The 21,269-nt window shown below is 61.0% G+C and carries 16 protein-coding genes and 1 pseudogene; 14 read left to right on the top strand and 3 right to left on the bottom strand.

What is annotated here, in order from left to right; genetic code table 11:
• Positions 1 to 103: 103 nt before the first annotated feature.
• The 4 genes from ACM6IO_RS18130 to ACM6IO_RS18115 all read left to right on the top strand — a co-directional run bounded on the left by ACM6IO_RS18130 (position 104) and on the right by ACM6IO_RS18115 (position 6,944).
• Complete coding sequence (locus tag ACM6IO_RS18130; protein WP_414911978.1) at positions 104 to 3,697, top strand: DUF2339 domain-containing protein; 3,594 nt, start codon at positions 104 to 106, stop codon at positions 3,695 to 3,697.
• Positions 3,694 to 5,067, top strand: a complete 1,374-nt coding sequence (locus tag ACM6IO_RS18125; protein WP_414911977.1) for a DUF3999 domain-containing protein — start codon at positions 3,694 to 3,696, stop codon at positions 5,065 to 5,067. Before ACM6IO_RS18130 ends, ACM6IO_RS18125 begins: the two co-directional genes overlap by 4 nt.
• Positions 5,068 to 5,328: 261 nt before the next feature.
• Positions 5,329 to 6,339, top strand: a complete 1,011-nt coding sequence (locus ACM6IO_RS18120) for a class 1 fructose-bisphosphatase (RefSeq protein WP_008040991.1) — start codon at positions 5,329 to 5,331, stop codon at positions 6,337 to 6,339.
• Positions 6,340 to 6,341: 2 nt separating this feature from the next.
• Positions 6,342 to 6,944, top strand: coding sequence for a DUF924 family protein (locus tag ACM6IO_RS18115; RefSeq protein WP_192226832.1), 603 nt, complete (start codon positions 6,342 to 6,344; stop codon positions 6,942 to 6,944).
• Between the two features lie 137 nt (positions 6,945 to 7,081).
• Here ACM6IO_RS18115 and ACM6IO_RS18110 read toward each other — a convergent pair whose 3' ends face one another.
• Positions 7,082 to 7,846, bottom strand: a complete 765-nt coding sequence (locus ACM6IO_RS18110) for a methyl-accepting chemotaxis protein (protein ID WP_371927683.1) — start codon at positions 7,844 to 7,846, stop codon at positions 7,082 to 7,084.
• A gap of 93 nt (positions 7,847 to 7,939) precedes the next feature.
• A pseudogene (locus ACM6IO_RS18105) lies at positions 7,940 to 8,962 on the bottom strand (cache domain-containing protein); the annotation flags it as partial.
• A 294-nt stretch (positions 8,963 to 9,256) separates the two neighbouring features.
• Here ACM6IO_RS18105 and ACM6IO_RS18100 point away from each other — a divergent pair.
• Together ACM6IO_RS18100 and ACM6IO_RS18095 are read left to right on the top strand one after the other, a co-directional pair.
• Entirely contained in the window at positions 9,257 to 9,511 is a 255-nt protein-coding gene (locus tag ACM6IO_RS18100; RefSeq protein ID WP_008028040.1) for a hypothetical protein, read from the top strand.
• Between the two features lie 31 nt (positions 9,512 to 9,542).
• Positions 9,543 to 10,112 (top strand): lipocalin family protein, encoded by a 570-nt coding sequence (locus ACM6IO_RS18095; protein ID WP_192417185.1) that lies wholly within the window; start codon positions 9,543 to 9,545, stop codon positions 10,110 to 10,112.
• Between the two features lie 105 nt (positions 10,113 to 10,217).
• Here ACM6IO_RS18095 and ACM6IO_RS18090 read toward each other — a convergent pair whose 3' ends face one another.
• Positions 10,218 to 11,582, bottom strand: coding sequence for a formimidoylglutamate deiminase (locus ACM6IO_RS18090; protein WP_414911976.1), 1,365 nt, complete (start codon positions 11,580 to 11,582; stop codon positions 10,218 to 10,220).
• Positions 11,583 to 11,728: 146 nt separating this feature from the next.
• On the opposite strand from ACM6IO_RS18090, the gene hutC reads away from it, so the two are divergent.
• The 8 genes from hutC (at position 11,729) to hutH (ending at position 21,189) form a co-directional block, all read left to right on the top strand.
• Positions 11,729 to 12,439 carry a histidine utilization repressor gene (gene hutC / locus ACM6IO_RS18085; protein ID WP_172435301.1) on the top strand — a complete coding sequence of 237 codons (711 nt, stop codon included), beginning with the start codon at positions 11,729 to 11,731 and terminating at the stop codon, positions 12,437 to 12,439.
• On the top strand, positions 12,436 to 13,005 hold the full coding sequence (locus ACM6IO_RS18080) for a HutD family protein (RefSeq protein WP_414911975.1): 570 nt from the start codon (positions 12,436 to 12,438) through the stop codon (positions 13,003 to 13,005). Before hutC ends, ACM6IO_RS18080 begins: the two co-directional genes overlap by 4 nt.
• Before the next feature lie 445 nt (positions 13,006 to 13,450).
• Complete coding sequence (gene hutU, locus ACM6IO_RS18075; protein WP_192226835.1) at positions 13,451 to 15,139, top strand: urocanate hydratase; 1,689 nt, start codon at positions 13,451 to 13,453, stop codon at positions 15,137 to 15,139.
• A gap of 142 nt (positions 15,140 to 15,281) precedes the next feature.
• On the top strand, positions 15,282 to 16,751 hold the full coding sequence (locus tag ACM6IO_RS18070; RefSeq protein WP_192226836.1) for a purine-cytosine permease family protein: 1,470 nt from the start codon (positions 15,282 to 15,284) through the stop codon (positions 16,749 to 16,751).
• A 69-nt stretch (positions 16,752 to 16,820) separates the two neighbouring features.
• A complete protein-coding gene (locus ACM6IO_RS18065) occupies positions 16,821 to 17,789 on the top strand; it encodes an ABC transporter substrate-binding protein (protein WP_008025265.1) in 969 nt (322 codons plus the stop codon).
• A 70-nt stretch (positions 17,790 to 17,859) separates the two neighbouring features.
• Positions 17,860 to 18,711, top strand: a complete 852-nt coding sequence (locus ACM6IO_RS18060; protein WP_008025264.1) for an ABC transporter permease — start codon at positions 17,860 to 17,862, stop codon at positions 18,709 to 18,711.
• Positions 18,708 to 19,538 carry a quaternary amine ABC transporter ATP-binding protein gene (locus ACM6IO_RS18055; protein ID WP_008036590.1) on the top strand — a complete coding sequence of 277 codons (831 nt, stop codon included), beginning with the start codon at positions 18,708 to 18,710 and terminating at the stop codon, positions 19,536 to 19,538. The genes ACM6IO_RS18060 and ACM6IO_RS18055 overlap by 4 nt, the downstream gene beginning before the upstream one ends.
• A 127-nt stretch (positions 19,539 to 19,665) precedes the next feature.
• Complete coding sequence (gene hutH / locus ACM6IO_RS18050; RefSeq protein ID WP_414911974.1) at positions 19,666 to 21,189, top strand: histidine ammonia-lyase; 1,524 nt, start codon at positions 19,666 to 19,668, stop codon at positions 21,187 to 21,189.
• Positions 21,190 to 21,269 lie beyond the last annotated feature (80 nt).

The following is a 21,269-nucleotide window of genomic DNA, read 5'->3' as shown; positions in this document are numbered from 1 at the left end:
CTCGCTCCTACAGTATTTACGCATAACCTGTAGGAGCGAGGCTTGCCCGCGAAAGCATCAGCGCAGACACCGCAAGGCAATGGGCCGCTTAGGGATATCGACCATGCAATGGATGTTCATGCTGATAGGGCTGGTGCTGGGCTGGATACTCGACGAGTCGTTCAGCGACGCGCTGTTGGGGGCGTTACTCGGGTTGGGTATCGGCCAGGCCATTCGCATCGGCCGTTTGGGTTCGCAGGCGGCTGAACAGCGCGCTTTGCTGGAGCAGGCGCAGGTGGCGCTGAATGCGGTCCAGCAACGCCTGGCCACGCTGGAGGTGTCTGGCGTCAAGGCGCCTGAAACCAGCGAGCCGCTTGCCGAGGAACCGCTTGCCAGCGAACCGGCCCCGTCCCCCGTATTCATTCTCGAAGAAGTCCCTGTCTCTTCCCCGGAGATGGTCTGGGAACTCCCGCCCGAACTCGAACCGATCACCGCGACAGCGACGCAAACCAGCCGCCCGCTGCCCGACGATGCCTGGAAGCCCGAGCCGGTTGCCCGCGAACCCGCCGTCCCGCGTGGCCCGAACTTCATCGAGCGCGCCATCAGCGGTGCCCGTAATTGGCTGTTCGGTGGCAACACCGTGCTGCGGGTCGGTGTGGTGCTGTTGTTCCTCGGTCTGGCGTTTCTGCTGCGTTATGCCACCGAAGGCATGGTGGTGCCGATCGAACTGCGTTACGCCGGGGTGGCGGCGGCTGCGTTGGCCCTGCTCGGTCTGGGCTGGTGGCTGCGTCATCGCAACACTAACTATGCGTTGATGCTGCAAGGCACCGGGATCGCCGTGTTGTACCTGACGGTGTTCGCGGCCATGCGTTTGCATCCGCTGCTTGATCCGACGGCGGCGCTCGGGCTGCTGGTGGCGGTGACGGTGTTCTCGGCCATTCTGGCCATCACTCAAGACTCGCTGGCACTGGCGTGCGTCGCCGCGTTGGGTGGTTTCGCCGCGCCGATCCTGACGTCCACCGGCGCCGGCAACCATGTCGCGCTGTTCAGCTATTTCGCCTTGCTCAACGCCGGCATTCTCGCCATCGCCTGGTTCAAGGCCTGGCGGCTGCTCAACCTGATCGGCTTTGTCGGCACCTTCGGCATCGGTTTCGCCTGGGGCCTGCGCTCCTACACGCCGGAGCTGCTGTGGAGCACCGAGCCGTTCCTGATTGTGTTTTTCCTGATGTACCTGGCCATCGGGCTACTGTTTGCACGGCGCAAGTTACTGGAAATGAGCGACGCGCCCGAGGACGACAGTCGCAAGGCGCTGCTGCACTGGTCGGCGCGCAAAGGCGACTACGTCGACGGCACGATGCTGTTCGGCCCGCCGCTGGTGGGTTTCGGTTTGCAGTTCGCGCTGGTCCAGCATCTGGAGTTCGCTGCCGCTTTCAGTGCATTGGCGCTGGGCATGATTTACATGGGCCTGGCCCGCCTGCTGATGGGTGGCCGAGCGTTGTTGCTGGCGGAAACCTGTCTGGCGTTGGGCGTGATCTTCGCCAGTCTGGCGATCCCGTTGGGGCTTGATGCGCGCTGGACAGCGGCCGCTTGGGCGGTGGAAGGTGCCGGGATTTTCTGGCTCGGATTGCGTCAGCAACGCCCGCTGGCGCGCGCCTTTGCGTTGCTGCTGCAACTGGGCTCGGCGTTGGCGTTCCTCAGTGAGCTGCGGTTCGGCGAAAGCAGCCTGCTGGAAGGTGCGCCGCTGGGCGCGTTGATGCTCGGCGTGGCGCTGCTGTTCAGTTTCTACCAACTGCGCAACGCCTTGCCTGAGCAGACGTTGGCGTGGGAGCGCAAAGGCTTGCCGGTGCTGGCCTGCCTCGGTTTGACCTTCCTCTATCTGCTGGCGCCGCTGTTCTTCTTTACCCACGGCACGGCGATCAGTTGGGCGCTGGCCGGTCTGGCGACGTTGTTTGTCGGTTTGCGTCTGCAATCGCGCACCTTCCTCTTCACCGCGTTCGCTGTGCAATTGCTGGGCGGCGCGCTGTTCCTGCTGCGACTGCAAGGTGCGAGCGGTGAGTCTGGCGCGGTGTTCAGCGCGGGTTGGAGCGGTTTGCTCAGCGCGTCGCTGATCGGCCTGGCGTTGATCGCCGGTATGTTGCTGGCCGCCCGCGATGACATGGTGCGCAGCGATGCTCGGCTGTTGCGCGGTTTGTCGGTGGTGTTGCTGGCCGGCCTGGTGCTGATCAACCTCGCCGTGCTGTTCGTGCTGCCGTGGCAAACCGCAAGTGCGGTGTGGGCGGCCAGTGGTCTGTTCATTATCTGGCTGAGCCTTTATCTGAAGCAGCGCGTGAGTTTCGTCTTCGGTCTGCTGTTGCAGGTGATTGGCGGGGCGGCGTTCCTGTTCGCCGGGCCGGACCTGCTGGGGCCGCTGGCCAGCGAAGGGTTGAAACCATTGGCGCATAGCGGATTCTGGACGCCGTTGGTGCTGGGGCTGGCGGCGTTGGTCGGCGCCTGGCGCTTGCAGCTCGGCAACCATGCTTCGGCGTTCGATGTCCTGAGTTTGCAGCGTTTGTCCGAAGTGCTGCTGGTGTGGGGCGCGGGTTGGTGGGCGTTGGCGTGGATCAGTGAAGTGCTGCGTTTTGCACCGATGAATCTTCAGGCGACGTTGCTGCTGGCAGTCGCGGCGCTGAGCGTCGCGCTGTGGGCCGTGTTGGCGTTGCGCCTGAAATGGCCGTCGCTGGGTTTGCTCTGCACTTTGCTGATTCCTGTGGCGGGTGTGGTATTGCTCGGGGCATGGCACGCGCGTTACCACCCGGCGGCTGACTTCGGCTGGCTCGCCTGGGCGGCGGTGTTCGTCGTGCATTTCATCTCGCTGCGGCGTCTGGCGCCGATGCTCTCCGAGCGGGCTTTGAGCACCGCTCATGTGCTCGGCTGCTGGTTGTTGATCGGTGTACTGGCGCTGGAGTTGCGTTACGGCTTGCTGCTGTTGTCCGAGCAATACAACGCCTGGCGTTGGCTGGGTTGGGCGATTCTGCCGAGTGTTTATCTGGTGTTGATGGCTGCACCGCGTGCCTGGCCGTGGCCGGTGTCGGCTTATCCGCGCGAGTATCGACTGTACGCGGCGGCGCCGCTGGCCTTGCTCATGCTCGGCTGGTTCTGGCTGGCGAACATTGTCAGCGACGGCACCGCCGAGCCGCTGCCCTATGTGCCGCTGATCAATCCGCTGGAGTTGGGGCTGCTGTTTGCGCTGTTCGGCGTTTACGTGTGGGCCCGCAGCGCCGTGACGCAATTGGCAATCCGCAAGGACATCTTCGATCACGCCACGCAGCTGATCGCGGGTGTTTCGCTGTTCGCGTTTTTCACCGCGCTGGTGAATCGCACGGCTCACCATTGGGGCGGCGTACCGTTCGAGCTGGATTTGCTGCTCGCGTCGATGCAGGTGCAGGCCGGTCTGTCGATCGTCTGGACCTTGATGGCGCTGAGTCTGATGATCGGTGGCCATCTGCGTCATCGTCGCGAAGTCTGGCTGATTGGTGCGGCGCTGATCGGCGTGGTGGTCGCGAAACTGTTCTTTGTCGAATTGAGTAACCGTGGCGGACTCGCCCGGATCGTCTCGTTTATCGGTGTTGGCGTGTTGCTGTTGGTGGTGGGCTATTTCGCCCCGTTGCCGCCCAAGCGCGTCGATGCTGCGCCGGAATCTGAAAAACCGGCCCCGGAAACCGAAGGAGTGTCGTCTTGAGTCAGAAGCTGAACCTGGTCTGGTTGGGCGCTGTTGCGTTGGGCGTGGCGCTGTCGGCCAACGCGCAGGAAAAACCGGCGGACTTCGCCACGCAAGTGCCGTTGACCGTGAGCGGCGAAGGTCCGTGGTATCGCCTCGAATTGCCCTTGGCCGTGCAGCTGAATGCGCGACAAACCGACCTCAGCGATGTGCGCGTGTTCAACGCGGCCGGTGAGGCTCAGGCCTACGCCGTGGCGCGGGAGACCGCGAAAACCGGCGAAACCCCCACCCTGACCGACGTGAAATGGTTCCCGTTGTACAACTCGGCGGACGCCACCGAGCGCGCGCCGAGTGTGCGGGTGCAATCGAGCGCCAATGGCACGCTGGTCGAAGTGCAGCCGTCGAGTCAGCTGGAGGTGGGCGAAGAAGTGCTGAGCGGTTGGCTGCTCGACGCCAGCGGCATCAAGGCACCGTTGCAGCAATTGATCCTCGACTGGACCAGCGAGCGCGATGGCTTCCAGCGTTTCAGCATCGAAGCCAGCGACGATTTGCAGCATTGGCAGTCGTGGGGTGACGGGCAGGTGGCGCGGCTGACGTTTGCCGACGAGCGGGTCGAACAGCATGAGGTCGGCTTGCCGGGACAATCGGCGCGCTATCTGCGTTTGTTGTGGAACACTCCACAATCGGCGCCGATATTGACCTCGGCGCAACTGCAAAGCGCCAGCACGCGCAGCCTGCCGCTGCCATTGGTCTGGTCGCAGCCGTTGGCGGGCGCCAGCGTGAGGGCGGGTGAATACACCTGGCAATTGCCGATGGGGTTGAACGTCGAGCGCGTGCAGGTCGAGCTGAATCAGCCGAACAGCCTGGCGCCGGTAACGTTGTCCGGTCGTCGGGAAAGCAGCCTGCCGTGGCAGCCGTTGAGCAGTGGTTTGCTCTATCGCCTGACCCAGAGTGGCCAGGACGTGGTGCAGAATGAATTGCAGTTGCCGGGGCAAACCGTGCAGCAGTTGAAGTTGACGGTGGACGAGCGCGGCGGTGGCTTGGGCGCCGAGGCGCCGACGGTGCGTTTCGCTGTGCGTTCGACGCAACTGGTGTTCCTGGCGCGCGGCGCCGGGCCTTATACGCTGGCGCTGGGCAGTGCGACGGTGAAAGCGGCGAACCTGCCGCTGGCAACGCTGATTCCGGATTACAGCGCGGCGAAGTGGGCGGCGTTGGGCAAGGCTACGGTGTCGGGCGGGGTGGTAGAGACGCCGAGCTCCACGCTCACATCCGTTGCACAGGCTGAACCGAACTGGAAGAAATTCGGGTTGTGGGCGGTGTTGTTGCTGGGTGTTTTGTTTTTGGCGGCGATGGCGTTCAGCTTGTTGCGTAAACCTCCGGCCAATTCCTGAGAATGGCTGGCGCTGCGCGCCATTCGCGGGCAAGTGTACGCGTTCCACTGTAGGAGCGAGGCTTGCCCGCGAAGACTGACTGTCAGGCAGCAAAAATCTCAAAACTGCCACCTGTCGCCCGCCCACATCCGGCCGGTTTCGATCTACGCTAAACCCGGCACATGAACTCTGTTGGACGTATCACGTCTGATAGGAGGAAATACGCCCCGACTCGCGTTAAACTGCGCGGGTTTTTAGCCCCCCATTCCACCGGAGCCTTCCATGTCCCGCGTTACCCTGAGTCGCTATTTGATTGAGCAGACCCGTAGCAACAACACCCCTGCCGATCTGCGTTTCCTGATCGAAGTGGTGGCGCGCGCCTGTAAAGAAATCAGCCACGCCGTCTCCAAAGGCGCCCTGGGTGGTGTTCTGGGCAGCATGGGCACTGAAAACGTCCAAGGTGAAGTGCAGAAGAAGCTGGACGTGATGTCCAACGACATCCTGCTCGAAGCCAACGAATGGGGCGGTCACCTGGCCGGCATGGCGTCCGAAGAAATGGACAATGCCTACCAGATCCCGGGCAAATACCCGAAAGGCGCGTACCTGCTGGTATTCGACCCGCTGGACGGTTCGTCGAACATCGACATCAACGCGCCGGTCGGTACGATCTTCTCGGTGCTGCGTTGCCCGAACGAATACCTGACCCAGAACGAGCCTTTGAACGAAAAGGCCTTCCTGCAGCCAGGCGCTCAGCAGGTTGCCGCCGGTTACGCGATCTACGGTCCACAGACCATGCTGGTGTTGACCCTGGGCAATGGCGTCAAAGGCTTCACCCTGGACCGTGAAATGGGCAGCTTCGTACTGACCCATGAAGACATCACGATCCCTGAGTCCACTCAGGAATTCGCGATCAACGCCTCCAACCAGCGTCACTGGGAAGCGCCGGTACAGCGTTACGTCAGCGAATTGCTGGCTGGCGATGAAGGCCCGTTGAAAAAGAACTACAACATGCGCTGGGTTGCCGCGATGGTTGCCGACGTGCACCGCATCCTGACCCGTGGCGGTCTGTTCATGTACCCACGTGACAGCCGCGAGCCGTCGAAGCCGGGCAAACTGCGCCTGATGTACGAAGCCAACCCGATGTCGTTCCTGGTTGAACAGGCGGGCGGCGCGTCCACCGACGGCCACCAGCGCATCCTCGACATTCAACCGGAAGGCCTGCACCAGCGCGTAGCGGTGTTCCTCGGTTCGAAAGAAGAAGTCGCACGCGTCACGGCTTACCACAAGGAATAAACATGACCGCGCCCTGGCAGCCGTTGCTCGAATGGTGGTTCGGAAATTCCGAATCGTCGAATGAAGTAGCGGCTGAGAAGGGCAGGTTATGGTTCGGCAAGCACGACAGCCAGGACCTCGAAGCGCAGACGCGTTTCGGGGACTGGGTCGAGCAGGCACTGGCCGGCGGATTGACTGACTGGGCGCAACGCCCGGAAGGTTGGCTGGCCTTGGTGCTGCTGCTCGATCAACTGCCGCGAATGATCTTTCGCGAAACACCCAAATCCTTTTCCGGCGATCTCAGGGCTCAGGCACTGGTGGCGCAAGGCATAGCTGCGGATTTCGATCGGCAGTTGAAGCCGATTCAGCGGGTGTTCATCTATCTGGTGTTCGAGCACTGCGAGAATCTGGCGGTGCAGAATGAGGCCGTCTCACGCTATATCGATCTGGTGGCGCAACAGCCAGAGGGCGACCGGAAACTCTTTAGCAACTATCTGAGCTACGCCGAGAAGCACCAGCAGGTGATTGCGCGGTTTGGGCGGTTTCCGCATCGCAATGCGGTGTTGGGAAGGGAGTCTACGGCTGAGGAGTTGGCGTTTCTTTCGCAGCCAGGTTCAAGGTTCTAAATCTTCATTGCGGCTGATGCCGTCATCGCGAGCAAGTCGAATCGTCGCACCGCTCGCTCCTACAGGGGTAGCGTGAACCTGTAGGAGCGAGCGGTGCGACGATTCGACTTGCCCGCGAAGGGGCCCGCAAGAGCGCCTTAAATCCTGAAGCTACCGACCAACTGCTTAAGACGCGCCGCCTGCTGCTCCAGATCGGAACACGCCCGCAACGTCGCCTGCAGGTTCTCCACCCCTTCCTGGTTCAGCGTGTTGATCTCGGTAATGTCGACGTTGATCGACTCCACCACCGCAGTCTGCTCTTCCGTCGCCGTGGCCACGGACTGGTTCATCCCGTCGATCTCGCCAATACGCTGCGTCACGCTACCCAGACGCTCGCCCGCCTGATTGGCGATGCCGACGCTGCTTTCACTCTGACGCTGGCTGTCGGTCATGGTACTCACCGCTTCACGGGCACCGACTTGCAGTTCCTCGATCATCTTCTGCACTTGCTGCGCCGAGTCCTGGGTGCGATGCGCCAGGTTGCGTACTTCGTCGGCGACCACGGCAAAACCGCGCCCGGCTTCACCGGCACGGGCGGCTTCGATGGCAGCGTTCAGCGCCAACAGGTTGGTCTGCTGCGAGATGCTGGTGATCACTTCCAGAATCTGCCCGATGTTCACCGTGTTGCTGTTGAGCGTTTCGATGTTGCCGCACGAATCGCTGATCTTCGCCGAGAGCTGCTGCATCGCCGCGATGGTTTTATCCACCACTTGCTGACCGTCTTCGGCCAATGCGCGCGCGTCGCTGGAATGCTGCGAGGCGAGGGCAGCGTTCTGGGCGATTTCCTGAGCGGCGGCGCCCAGTTCATTGATGGCGGCGGCCACGCTGCTGGTGCGCGAGGCTTGCTGGTCGGAGTTGAACATCGACGAGTTGGACGCGGCGACAACACGCAGGGCGACCTCGTTGACCTGGCCGGTGGCCGAGGACACTTCGCGGATCGAGGTGTGAATACGCTCGACAAAGCGGTTGAACGAAGTACCCAGCGCGCCGAATTCGTCGTGGCCGTGAATGGTCAGGCGTTTGGTCAGGTCGCCTTCACCTTCGGCGATGTCATGCATGGCGCGGCCCATGGTCAGCAGCGGCTGCATCAGGAAACTGATCAGCATGCCCAGCAGCGCGATGATGATCACCACCGCGATAACCATGGCGATGATCGCCGAGGTGCGGAATTCGCTGAGCATCGAGAACGCGGTGTCCTGATCCAGCACCAGCGCCACATACCAATCCGCCGACGGCACGCCGTTGACGTGAGTGAAGGAGATGAACTGGCGTTTGCCGTCGATCTCGACCTCTTTCATGCCCGGGCTGACTTGCGGCGCGCCGTTCGGGTAGGCCTCGGCGAGGTTCTTGAGCACCAGTTTGCTGTCCGGGTGAATCAGGATCTTGCCGTCGGCGCTGACGATAAACGCATGGCCGTGACCGCCGAAGTTCAGCGAGTTGATGATCGCGCTGACGCTGGACAGGTCAATGTCGGCGCCGGCGACGCCGATCATCTGGTTCTGATGCTTCACCGGTGTGGCCACGGTGATCACCAGTTTGCCGGAGGACGCAGCGATGTACGGTTCGGTGACGATGGTCTGTTGCGCGCCGTTGGCCGCCTTGTACCAGCCACGTGCGCGAGGGTCGTAATCGGCGGCGCGATTGCCGGCCGGAACCGAGAACATCACGCCGTCAGTGCCGCCGAAGTAGCTCAGCTGGAAATTGCTGGTGTAGGCCGGCAGGTCGATGGCGCGCTTGAGGCTGGCCTGGGCGCTGCCGTCCACGGCGATCTGTTGGGACAACGATTGCAACAGCTGGATGCGGCTTTCCAGCCAGGTTTGAATGTTGCTGGTGGTCAGGCTGCCGAGTTCCTGCATCGACGATTCGGTACTGCTGCGCAAGGTCTGGCGCTGGCGGTAGTCGTTGAAGAGGATGAAACAGGCGAATGCAACGGCCACCACGAGGGCAGCAGCCAACAAGATTTTGTGGCTGAACTTCATGTTTCTGGTCATTAAATGAACTACCGCGGAGGTGCTGGTCGACAAGGGGCGTCAATTTGCCACAGGAACGGGCTTTGCGCTGCTTTTATGTCGACTGAGCGGCGCCAAAGATTAGGCGAATTCTGTCAAAACCGACGAAATGCTCAACAACGCGAGAAAGTGGCTGATTTTTCGGCAAAAGGCAGACGAGCGGCCCGATAAATAGGCGCTCGGTCAGGGAACCAGACAGGGGTTTTCTCTTCTAAGCTTCAGCTTGGCTGTCATGCCATTCCCCTTTGTCCCAGGAGCTACACAATGTCGCTGCGTTCCATCGCCCTGCTTTCGTTCTGCGTGTTGCTGGCCGCGTGCGGCAAAATCAATCAGGAAAACTACTCCAAGTTGTCGACAGGCATGGCCAAGGCCGAGGTGGAAACCTTGCTGGGCAAACCTACCGACTGCGCGGGCGCGCTCGGCATGTCCAGTTGCACCTGGGGCGACAAGAACAGCTTTATCAGCGTGCAGTACGCCGGTGACAAAGTGTTGATGTTTTCCGGCCAAGGCCTGAAGTAAACCGGGGCGATATGCCCGCGGGAGAAAAACAATGAAGCGGTTATTGATCCTCCTTTTTGCCAGCCTGGTATTGGCCGGCTGCGCCACTTCTGGTGAAAATCCGTTGGCGCCGAAAACGGTCAACAGCGTCAATCTCAAGAAGTACCAAGGGACCTGGTACGAGTTGGCGCGTCTGCCGATGTATTTCCAGCGCAACTGTGCGCAATCCGAAGCGCATTACACGCTCAAGCCGGACGGCAACATCCTGGTGCTGAATCGCTGCCTGACGGCGGATTGGCAATGGGAAGAGGCCAAGGGCACGGCTTATCCACAGGTGCCGGGCAAGACCGACAAGTTGTGGGTCGAGTTCGATACCTGGTTTTCGCGGTTGATACCGGGTGTGGCGAAGGGCGAGTACTGGGTGTTGTTCGTCAGCGACGACTACAAGACTGCGATCGTCGGCGACCCGAGCCGTCGCTATCTGTGGTTGCTGTCACGAACCCCGACGGTCAACGGTGTAGTGCGCGAAGAACTGCTGAGCAAGGCGCGTCAGCAGGGGTATGACACCACGCGGCTGATCTGGCGTGCGACGGATACGCAGATGGCCAAGACCTCGAATTGACTACATATCCCTTGTAGGAGCCGGCTTGCTGGCGATGGTGTGTCAGCTACATTGATGTCGACTGACACACCATCGCCAGCAAGCCGGCTCCTACAAGGGTTTGTGTTAACCCAAGAGATCGCGCAGGACTTGGGTGAACGCGCGGTTACTTTCTTCTTCTGCGGCATGTCGCCCATCGCGCACAACCCATTGGCCATTGACCAGCACATCGCGCACCTGGCGATCGCCGCCGGCAAACAACCAACGATTGAGAATCCCGTCGCCACTGGCGGTCGCCAGGTACGGATCGTTGCCGTCCAGCACCAGCCAATCTGCCCGTTTGCCAACTTCCAGCGCACCGATCGGCTGCCCCATCGCCTGCGCGCCGCCGTCGAGTGCCGCGTCGTACAGCGTACGACCGACCATCGGCTGATCCGCGCCATACAACCGGTTGCGCCGCTGATCCCGCAGGCGCTGGCCGTATTCCAGCCAACGCAATTCTTCCACCACGCTCAGCGACACATGGCTGTCAGAACCGATGCCCATGCGCCCACCTTGAGCGAGGAAGTCCACCGCCGGGAAAATCCCGTCGCCGAGGTTGGCTTCGGTGGTCAGGCACAAACCGGCAATGGCGCGACTCTTGGCCATCAGCGTCACTTCTTCCGGGTTGGCGTGGGTCGCGTGGACCAGGCACCAGCGTTGGTCGACTTCGGTATTTTCGTACAGCCATTGCAGCGGCCGGCGACCGCTCCAGCTCAGGCAGTCGTCGACTTCCTTCTGCTGCTCGGCGATGTGAATGTGCACCGGGCACTGCTTGTCGCTGGCCGCCAGCACTTCGCTGATCTGCTGCGGTGTTACCGCACGCAACGAGTGGAAACACAGACCCAGCGATTGGGCCGGTTGCTGCGCCAGGATCGGCTGCAAGCGCGACTGGAGCTTGAGGTAGTTTTCAGTGCTGTTGATAAAGCGACGCTGGCCGTCGTTCGGCGTCTGGCCGCCGAAACCGGAATGGCTGTAGAGCACCGGCAGCAGGGTCAAACCGATGCCGGCGGAGCTGGCCGCCTGGCTGATGCGTAGCGCCAGTTCGGCCGGATCTGCATACGGTTGGCCACTTGTGTCGTGGTGCACGTAATGAAATTCCGCCACCGAGGTGTAACCGGCCTTGAGCATTTCGATGTACAGCTGCCGGGCGATCACGCCGAGTTGATCCGGGCTGATTTTTCCGACGAGACGGTACATCAAATCGCGCCAGGTCCAGAAACTGTCGTTCGGATTACCGGCCACTTCCGCCAGCCCGGCCATCGCTCGCTGGAACGCGTGGGAGTGCAGATTCGGCATGCCTGGCAGCAGCGGACCGCTTAGCTGTTCGGCGCCATCTGCGTGGGAATCGGCCTGGATATGGGTCAAAACGCCGTCGGCGCTGACCTCAAGACGTACATTGTTGGCCCATCCACTAGGCAGCAGCGCGCGTTCGGCAAAGAAGGCGGACATGGTTCAGCACCCCATCGTGTGTTATTTGTATATACATATACAGACGTTTGCCTGCCCGGTAAACTCCGGCAAGCTAGCAACCTCTCTTCAACGAACAAGGATTAACCGTGCCGACTCCGCCTGCAGTGTCACCGTTGGCCGCGAACATGGGCGACAGTCCGGCGCCCTTGTACGCCCGCGTCAAACAGATGATCACCCAGCAAATCGACAGTGGAAACTGGCCGCCGCACTACCGCGTTCCGTCGGAAAGCGAGCTGGTCAGCCAACTCGGTTTCAGCCGCATGACCATCAACCGCGCATTGCGCGAGATGACTGCCGACGGTCTGTTGGTGCGTATGCAAGGCGTCGGCACGTTCGTCGCCGAACCGAAAAGCCAGTCCGCGCTGTTCGAAGTGCACAACATCGCCGACGAAATCGCCTCCCGTGGCCATCGCCATACCTGCAAGGTCATTACCCTTGAAGAAGAGGCCGCCGGTTCCGAGCGCGCCCTGGCGCTGGACATGCGTGAAGGTCAAAAGGTCTTCCACTCGCTGATCGTGCATTTCGAAAACGATATTCCGGTGCAAATCGAAGACCGTTTCGTCAACGCGCTGGTCGCCCCGGACTACCTCAAGCAGGACTTCACCCTGCAAACGCCTTACGCCTATCTGAACCAGGTCGCGCCGCTGACCGAAGGCGAGCATGTGGTCGAGGCGATTCTGGCCGAGGCCAGCGAGTGCAAGTTGCTGCAGATTGAGAAAGGCGAGCCGTGCCTGCTGATTCGTCGCCGCACCTGGTCTGGCCGTCAGCCGGTGACCGCCGCCCGTTTGATCCACCCTGGTTCCCGTCATCGTCTGGAAGGTCGGTTTCATAAATGAGTCAGATAAAGGTTTTACGTGCCGTTGATTACCCGCGCATGCCGTGGAAAAACGGCGGCGGCAGCACTGAAGAAATCACCCGCGATGCGGGTACTGGCCTGGATGGTTTCGGTTGGCGCCTGTCGATTGCCGATATCGGTGAGTCGGGCGGTTTCTCGACGTTCACCGGCTATGAGCGAGTGATCACCGTGCTGCAAGGCGACGGCATGACCTTGCGCGTCGACGGCCAGGACACGCATCCGTTGTTACCGCTGGAACCGTTTGCGTTCAGTGGCGAGAGCCAGGTGTCGTGCACGCTGCTTGGCGGGCCGATTCGCGACTTCAACCTGATTTATGCGCCGCAGCGTTACAGCGCACGGTTGCAGTGGCTGGACGGTGAGCAACGGTTTTTCAGTTCGGCGGGCACGGTGTTGGTGTTCAGTGTCGGCGAGGCGCTGGAATTGCAGGTCGGTAACAACACCCAGCAATTGGGTCGCCATGACTGCCTGCAACTCGACGGTAATAACGGCCTGCTGGAAGTCTCCAGTAAAGGCCCATGCTGTGTGGTCGAGCTGACTGCACGCTGATCCAAAATCCTTTCGCGGGCAAGCCTCGCTCCTACAGTGGACCGCAGATCCCCTGTAGGAGCGAGGCTTGCCCGCGAAGTTTTTCCACCGATCAAATCCGTTCCCTAATGCGCACCACTTTGTTACCGAACGCCCCAGCGTGGCGCAAAACCACGCTCAAGTAACAACAGTCCTCCCCTCCGCAAAATCCTCCCGAAAAATTTCATCTTCTCCAAAACCCTTGATCCAGGGGGCTTCCAGCCTTCCAGAAACTTTTCTTGAACACCCATCCAACAAGTTGGCCGCTTGATTGCATATGCTTGTATGTACAAGTAAAGACGTATGCGTATGAGTCGATCGAGACTCTCCGCAGCGTCCACTGATTCGCTTGTGTCGCGTTGACGCGCACAGGCTGGCTTACCCACCGCCAGGGTTGGTTTGAATTGATCGCTGAGGAGTCTTTTTCGTGACTGACAATACCCAGAAACCTACTAAGTTTCGTGACGTTGAAATCCGTGCCGCCCGCGGTAACAAGCTGACCGCCAAGAGCTGGCTGACCGAAGCGCCGCTGCGCATGCTGATGAACAACCTCGACCCGGAAGTCGCCGAGAACCCTAAAGAGCTGGTGGTCTACGGTGGTATCGGTCGTGCGGCGCGTAACTGGGAATGCTACGACAAGATTGTCGAAAGCCTGACCAACCTGAACGAAGACGAGACCCTGCTGGTGCAATCCGGCAAGCCGGTCGGCGTGTTCAAGACCCACAGCAACGCTCCGCGCGTACTGATCGCCAACTCCAACCTGGTGCCACACTGGGCGAGCTGGGAACACTTCAACGAACTCGACGCCAAAGGCCTGGCCATGTACGGCCAGATGACCGCCGGCAGCTGGATCTACATCGGTAGCCAGGGCATCGTTCAAGGCACCTACGAAACCTTCGTCGAAGCCGGTCGCCAACACTACAACGATGACCTCAAAGGTCGTTGGGTCCTGACCGCAGGCCTGGGCGGCATGGGCGGCGCTCAACCTCTGGCTGCAACTTTGGCCGGCGCTTGCTCGCTGAACATCGAATGCCAACAGGTCAGCATCGACTTCCGTTTGAACAGCCGCTACGTCGACGAGCAAGCCAAAGACCTCGACGACGCTCTGGCCCGCATCGAGAAATACACCAAGGAAGGCAAAGCGATTTCCATCGCCCTGCTGGGTAACGCCGCTGAAATCCTGCCGGAACTGGTCCGCCGCGGTGTGCGCCCGGACATGGTCACCGACCAGACCAGCGCCCACGACCCGCTCAACGGTTACCTGCCGGCCGGCTGGACCTGGGAAGAGTATCGCGCTCGCGCCAAGACCGAGCCTGCTGCCGTGGTGAAAGCCGCCAAGCAATCGATGGCCGTGCACGTTAAAGCGATGCTGGATTTCCAGAAAATGGGCATCCCGACTTTCGACTACGGCAACAACATCCGTCAGATGGCTCAGGAAGAAGGCGTGGAAAACGCATTCGACTTCCCAGGCTTCGTACCGGCTTACATCCGTCCGCTGTTCTGCCGTGGCATCGGCCCGTTCCGTTGGGCTGCACTGTCGGGCAACGCCGAAGACATCTACAAAACCGACGCCAAGGTCAAAGAGCTGATCCCGGACGACGCCCACCTGCACAACTGGCTGGACATGGCGCGCGAGCGCATCAGCTTCCAGGGTCTGCCGGCGCGTATCTGCTGGGTTGGCCTGGGTCTGCGCGCCAAGCTTGGTCTGGCATTCAACGAAATGGTACGCAGCGGTGAATTGTCCGCGCCAATCGTGATCGGTCGCGACCACCTGGACTCCGGTTCGGTGTCGAGCCCGAACCGCGAAACCGAATCGATGCAAGACGGTTCCGATGCCGTGTCCGACTGGCCACTGCTCAACGCCTTGCTCAACACCGCGAGCGGCGCGACCTGGGTTTCCCTGCATCACGGCGGCGGCGTCGGCATGGGCTTCTCCCAGCACTCCGGCATGGTGATTGTCTGCGACGGTACTGACGAAGCGGCCGAGCGTATTGCCCGCGTTCTGCACAACGACCCGGCCACCGGCGTTATGCGTCACGCCGATGCGGGTTACCAGATCGCGATCGACTGCGCCAAGGAACAAGGGCTGAACCTGCCGATGATTACCGGTAAATAAAACAGCCTTCGGCACTACGCAAAACCTGTAGGAGCGAGGCTTGCCCGCGAAGGCGTCTTTACTGACCCACCGCGGTTCGCGGGCAAGCCTCGCTCCTACAGGAGATCACCAACCCGGAAGAACAATCCACAGAGGTTGAATCATGGCTGTTAACAACGATCGTGCAGGCAGCAAACCGTTGATCGAGAAACGTTCGATCGACTACATCCCGGAAGCGGAAAGACACGGTCGTCTGTTCAGCCAGTTCACGCTGTGGATGGGTGCCAACCTGCAAATCACCGCGATTGTCACCGGGGCCCTGGCCGTGGTGCTGGGTGGTGACGTGTTCTGGTCGTTGATCGGTCTGTTGATCGGTCAACTGCTCGGCGGCGGGGTGATGGCGCTGCACGCTGCGCAAGGGCCCAAGCTTGGCCTGCCGCAGATGATCTCCAGCCGTGTGCAGTTCGGCGTTTATGGCGCGGCGATCCCGATCGTTCTGGTGTGCCTGATGTACCTGGGTTTCACCGCAACGGGCACCGTGCTGTCCGGTCAGGCGCTGGGCCAGTTGTTTGGCGTCAGTGACACCGTCGGTATCCTCATCTTCGCCAGTGTCATCGTGCTGGTCACGGTGCTGGGCTATCGGGTGATCCATTGGATTGGCCGTATTGCCAGTGTCATTGGTGTGATTGCCTTCGTTTACCTGTTCAGCCGTTTGATGAGCCAGACCGACGTTGGCGCACTCCTGCAAATCCGCCACTTCAGCTGGAGCAGCTTCCTGCTTGCGGTGTCGCTCGCGGCGTCCTGGCAGATCGCCTTCGGTCCTTACGTGGCTGACTATTCACGCTACCTGCCGAGCAAGACTTCCTCGGTGAAAACCTTTTTCGCCGCGGGTGCAGGTTCGGTCATTGGCGCGCAGGTGGCGATGATCCTCGGCGTGTTTGCGGCCGCCTCGGCCAATGGGCAATTCGCCGGTCACGAAGTGGCCTACATCGTGGGTCTGGGTGGTACCGGTGCCACTGCTGCGCTGCTGTACTTCAGCATCGCGTTCGGCAAGGTCACCATCTCCACGCTGAACTCCTACGGCAGCTTCATGTGCATCGCGACCATCATCAGCGGTTTCCGTGGTGACCTGAAAGTAACGCGCTTGCAGCGTCTGCTGTTTGTGCTGGTCATCGTCGGTACGGCGACCCTGATGGCGTTGCTCGGCCAACACTCGTTCCTCGGTGCGTTCAAGTCCTTCATCCTGTTCTTGCTGGCGTTCTTTACCCCATGGAGCGCGATCAACCTGGTGGACTACTACTGCATCACCCGCGAGCGCTATGACGTGCCGGCGCTGTCCGATCCGAACGGTCGTTACGGTCGTTGGAACGTTCTGGGTATCAGCGTCTATGTTTTCGGTGTGCTGGTTCAGCTGCCGTTCATCTCCAGCAAGTTCTATACAGGTCCGCTGGTGGCCGCTCTGGGGGATGTGGATATCTCCTGGATCATCGGCCTGGTGATCCCCGCGGCCCTGTATTACGTGTGTGCAAAAAAATGGCACGGCACAGTGCCCGATCAACTGATCCTGCCGGTCGAGCGGGACGTTATTACCGAACAAAAGCTGAATGTCGGTCGCGCTGCGGCGCAGGCCTGATTGGACGTGGACAGGGCTGGATGCCTCTTGACTGCCGTAAGCCAATTCATGATTAGGAGCGTCACAACAATGAAATCGAACAAGACCCTGCTGACCACATTGCTTTCCATGGGCCTGCTGGCCAGCGCTGGCGCCACTCAGGCAGCCGGTTGGTGCGAATCGGGCAAACCGGTGAAATTCGCCGGCCTGAACTGGGAAAGCGCCATGCTCCTGACCGACGTGCTGCAAGTCGTGCTGGAGAAAGGCTACGACTGCAAGACCGACAGCCTGCCGGGCAACTCCATCACCATGGAAAACGCCCTGAGCAGCAACGACATTCAAGTGTTTGCCGAAGAGTGGGTCGGCCGCAGCGAAGTCTGGAACAAGGCCGAGAAGGCCGGCAAAGTCGTCGGTGTCGGTGCGCCAGTCGTGGGCGCAGTCGAAGGCTGGTACGTGCCGCGCTACGTGATCGAAGGCGACGCCAAGCGCAAACTGGAAGCCAAGGCGCCGGACCTGAAAAACATTGCTGACCTGGGCAAGTATGCCGCCGTGTTCAAGGACGCCGAAGAGCCAGCCAAGGGCCGTTTCTACAACTGCCCGGCGGGCTGGACCTGTGAGCTGGACAACAGCGAAATGCTGAAAAGCTACGGCCTGGAAAGCAGCTACACCAACTTCCGTCCGGGCACCGGCCCGGCACTGGATGCCGCAGTGCTGTCGAGCTACAAGCGTGGTGAGCCGATCCTGTTCTACTACTGGTCGCCAACGCCGCTGATGGGCCAGGTTGACCTGGTGAAACTCGAAGAGAAGCCGGGTGTGGACAAGCGCGTGACCATCAAGGTCGGCCTGTCCAAGACCTTCCACGAGCAAGCCCCGGAACTAGTGGCCGTGCTGGAAAAGGTCAACCTGCCGATCGACCTGCTGAACCAGAACCTCGGGCGTATGGCCAAAGAGCGGATCGAGTCGCCAAAACTGGCCAAGATCTTCTTGAAGGAACATCCTGAAGTCTGGCACGCATGGGTGAGCGAAGACGCAGCCAAAAAGATCGACGCGGCCTTGTAGGTTGAGCTTCTCCGACTGCCGTCAGCGGCAGTCGGATGCTTGATCGCAACCCCTTGATTGAGAGTCTCTTATGTTTCCCGAAAGCTTTACCTTTTCCATCGCCGACTGGGTCAACGGTTGGGTCGATTCGCTGGTTACCAACTACGGCGATGTGTTCCGCAGCATCTCCGACACCCTGTTGTGGGCCATCGTCAATCTTGAAGGGCTGCTGCGTGCGGCGCCCTGGTGGCTGATGCTGGCGATCGTGGCGGGCGTTGCCTGGCACGCGACCCGCAAGGTCGTGACCACCTCCGTGATCGTCGGTTTGCTGTTCCTGGTGGGCGCGGTCGGCCTCTGGGACAAGCTGATGCAGACCCTCGCGCTGATGATGGTCGCGACGGTCATTTCGGTGCTGATCGGCATTCCGCTGGGCATTCTCTCGGCACGCAGCAATCGCCTGCGTTCGGTGCTGATGCCGTTGCTGGACATCATGCAGACCATGCCGAGCTTCGTGTACCTGATCCCGGTGCTGATGCTGTTCGGCCTGGGCAAGGTCCCGGCGATTTTCGCTACCGTGATCTACGCCGCGCCGCCGCTGATCCGCCTGACTGATCTGGGTATCCGCCAGGTCGACGGTGAAGTGATGGAAGCGATCAACGCCTTCGGTGCCAACCGCTGGCAGCAACTGTTTGGCGTGCAATTGCCGCTGGCCCTGCCGAGCATCATGGCCGGGATCAACCAGACCACCATGATGGCCCTGTCGATGGTGGTGATTGCCTCGATGATCGGTGCCCGTGGCTTGGGTGAAGATGTGTTGGTGGGGATTCAGACCCTCAACGTCGGACGCGGCCTTGAAGCCGGTCTGGCGATCGTGATTCTGGCAGTGGTGATCGACCGCATTACACAGGCGTACGGTCGTGCACGGCATGAGGTGAGCAAATGAGCAACGCAGCCATCAGCAAGATCGAAGTCAAAAACGTCTTCAAGATTTTCGGTAACCGTTCCAAGGAAGCGCTGGGCATGATCGGCCAGGGCAAGACCAAGGATCAGGTGCTGGCCGAAACCGGTTGCGTAGTCGGTGTGAACGACCTGTCGTTGAGCATCGGCAGCGGCGAGATCTTCGTGATCATGGGCCTGTCCGGTTCCGGAAAATCGACCCTGGTGCGCCACTTCAACCGCCTGATCGACCCGACCAGCGGTGCGATCCTGGTGGATGGCGTGGACATCCTGCAGTACGACATGGAAGCCCTGCGCGAATTTCGACGTCGCAAGATCAGCATGGTGTTCCAGAGCTTCGGCCTGTTGCCGCACAAGACCGTGGTGGACAACGTCGCCTACGGCCTGAAAGTGCGTGGCGAGAGCAAGCAGATGTGCACCGAACGCGCGCTGCACTGGATCAACACCGTGGGCCTCAAGGGCTACGAAAACAAATACCCGCATCAGCTCTCGGGCGGCATGCGTCAGCGTGTGGGCCTGGCGCGTGCGTTGGCGGCGGACACCGACATCATCCTGATGGACGAAGCCTTCAGTGCGCTCGATCCGCTGATTCGCGCCGAGATGCAGGACCAGTTGCTGGAGCTGCAAAAGACCCTGCACAAGACCATCGTCTTCATTACCCACGACCTCGACGAGGCCGTGCGCATCGGCAACCGCATCGCGATCCTCAAGGATGGCCGCCTGATTCAGGTCGGCACCCCGCGAGAGATCCTGCATTCGCCGGCGGATGAGTATGTCGACCGGTTCGTACAGCGGCGGGCGGCGGTGGTTTAAAGGTTTGCGGCGTTTGTGCCGGCCCCATCGCGAGCAGGCTCGCTCCCACACCTGTAGGAGCGAGGCTTGCCCGCGAAGGCGCCGGTGAAGCTGCATCAATATTCTGGTTGTACGGTTGAGGTTAATGATGTCCCAGGCTGAAAAAATCGTTATCGCCGATGCCCCGTTGCGTTGGCAGGATGTGGTCGCGGTAGCCCGTCACGGCGCACAACTCGAGCTGTCGGCCCAGACCTGGGCACGCATCGACAATGCCCAGGCGATCGTCCAGCGCATCGTCACCAGCGGCGAACGCGCCTATGGCGTCAACACCGGTCTGGGCGCGCTTTGCAACGTATCGCTCAAAGACGAACAGCTCAGCCAACTGTCACGCAACACCTTGCTCAGCCACGCCTGTGGCGTCGGCGCACCACTGGCCGACGAGCAGACCCGCGCGATCATGTGCGCAGCGATCCGCAACTACTCCCAGGGCAAATCCGGCATTCATCGGCAAGTGGTCGAAGCCTTGCTGGCGCTGCTCAATCGGGGCATCACCCCGCAAGTGCCGTCCCAGGGTTCGGTCGGTTACCTGACCCACATGGCGCACATCGGCATAGCACTGCTGGGTGTCGGCAATGTCAGCTATCGCGGGCAGATTGTTTCCGCTCAACAGGCGCTGGCTGAAGAAGGCCTGCAACCGGTTCAACTCGGCGCCAAGGACGGTCTGTGCCTGGTCAACGGCACTCCGTGCATGAGCGGCCTCAGCTGCCTGGCGATTGCCGATGCGACGCGCCTGCTGCAGTGGGCCGACGTGATCAGTGCCATGAGCTTCGAAGCCCAGCGTGGCCAGATTGCTGCGTTCGACGCCGAGATCATCGCGCTCAAACCGCATCCGGGTATGCAACAGGTCGGGATCAACCTGCGGGCGCTGCTCGATGGCAGCGAAGTGATTGCTAGCAGCAAAGGCATTCGTACGCAGGATGCGCTGAGCATCCGGTCGATCCCGCAAGTCCACGGCGCCGCACGGGATCAATTGGCCCACGCGATTCAACAGATCGAAACCGAGCTTAACGGCTGCACCGACAACCCGTTGCTGCTGGGCACGCCGGATGACTTCCGCGTCATGTCCCAAGCCAACCCACATGGCCAGTCGGTCGCGTTGGCGGCGGATTTGCTGGCGATTGCCATGGCCGAAATCGGCTCCATCGCCGAACGACGTCTGGACCGTTTGATCAACCCGCACGTCAGCGGTCTGCCGGCGTTCCTGGTGGCCAATCCGGGGGTGAACTCCGGGATGATGATCGTGCAATACGTCGCCGCTTCGCTGTGTGCGGAAAACCGCCAATTGGCGCAACCGGCGGTGCTCGACAACTACGTCACTTCCGGCTTGCAGGAAGACCACCTGAGCATGGGCACCAACGCCGCGCTGAAGCTGCATCGCGCGCTGGAAAACTGCACGCAGATCCTCGCCATCGAGTACCTGCTGGCGGCCCAGGCTTTTGAGTTCCTCAAAGAGCAACGCTTCGGCGCCGGCACCGATGCGGCGTGGCGTCTGCTGCGTGAGCGTGTTCCGGCCTACGACCAGGATCGCTGGCTGGCGCCGGACATCGCCGCCGCTGCCGGCGTATTGAAAGACTCGAATTTGCTGCACAAGGCTTTACCGAATCTGAACTGATTTCCACACAACACCAACGTGCCAAGGCGCGGCTCCCAAAAAGCGAGTCGCGACGGACAACGGATATCTCCGGAGCGTCT

The sequence above is a fragment of the Pseudomonas sp. IT-P44 genome, from assembly GCF_949768225.1.
Classification (GTDB): domain Bacteria; phylum Pseudomonadota; class Gammaproteobacteria; order Pseudomonadales; family Pseudomonadaceae; genus Aquipseudomonas; species Aquipseudomonas migulae.
This window is presented reverse-complemented; position numbering and strand designations above follow the sequence as displayed.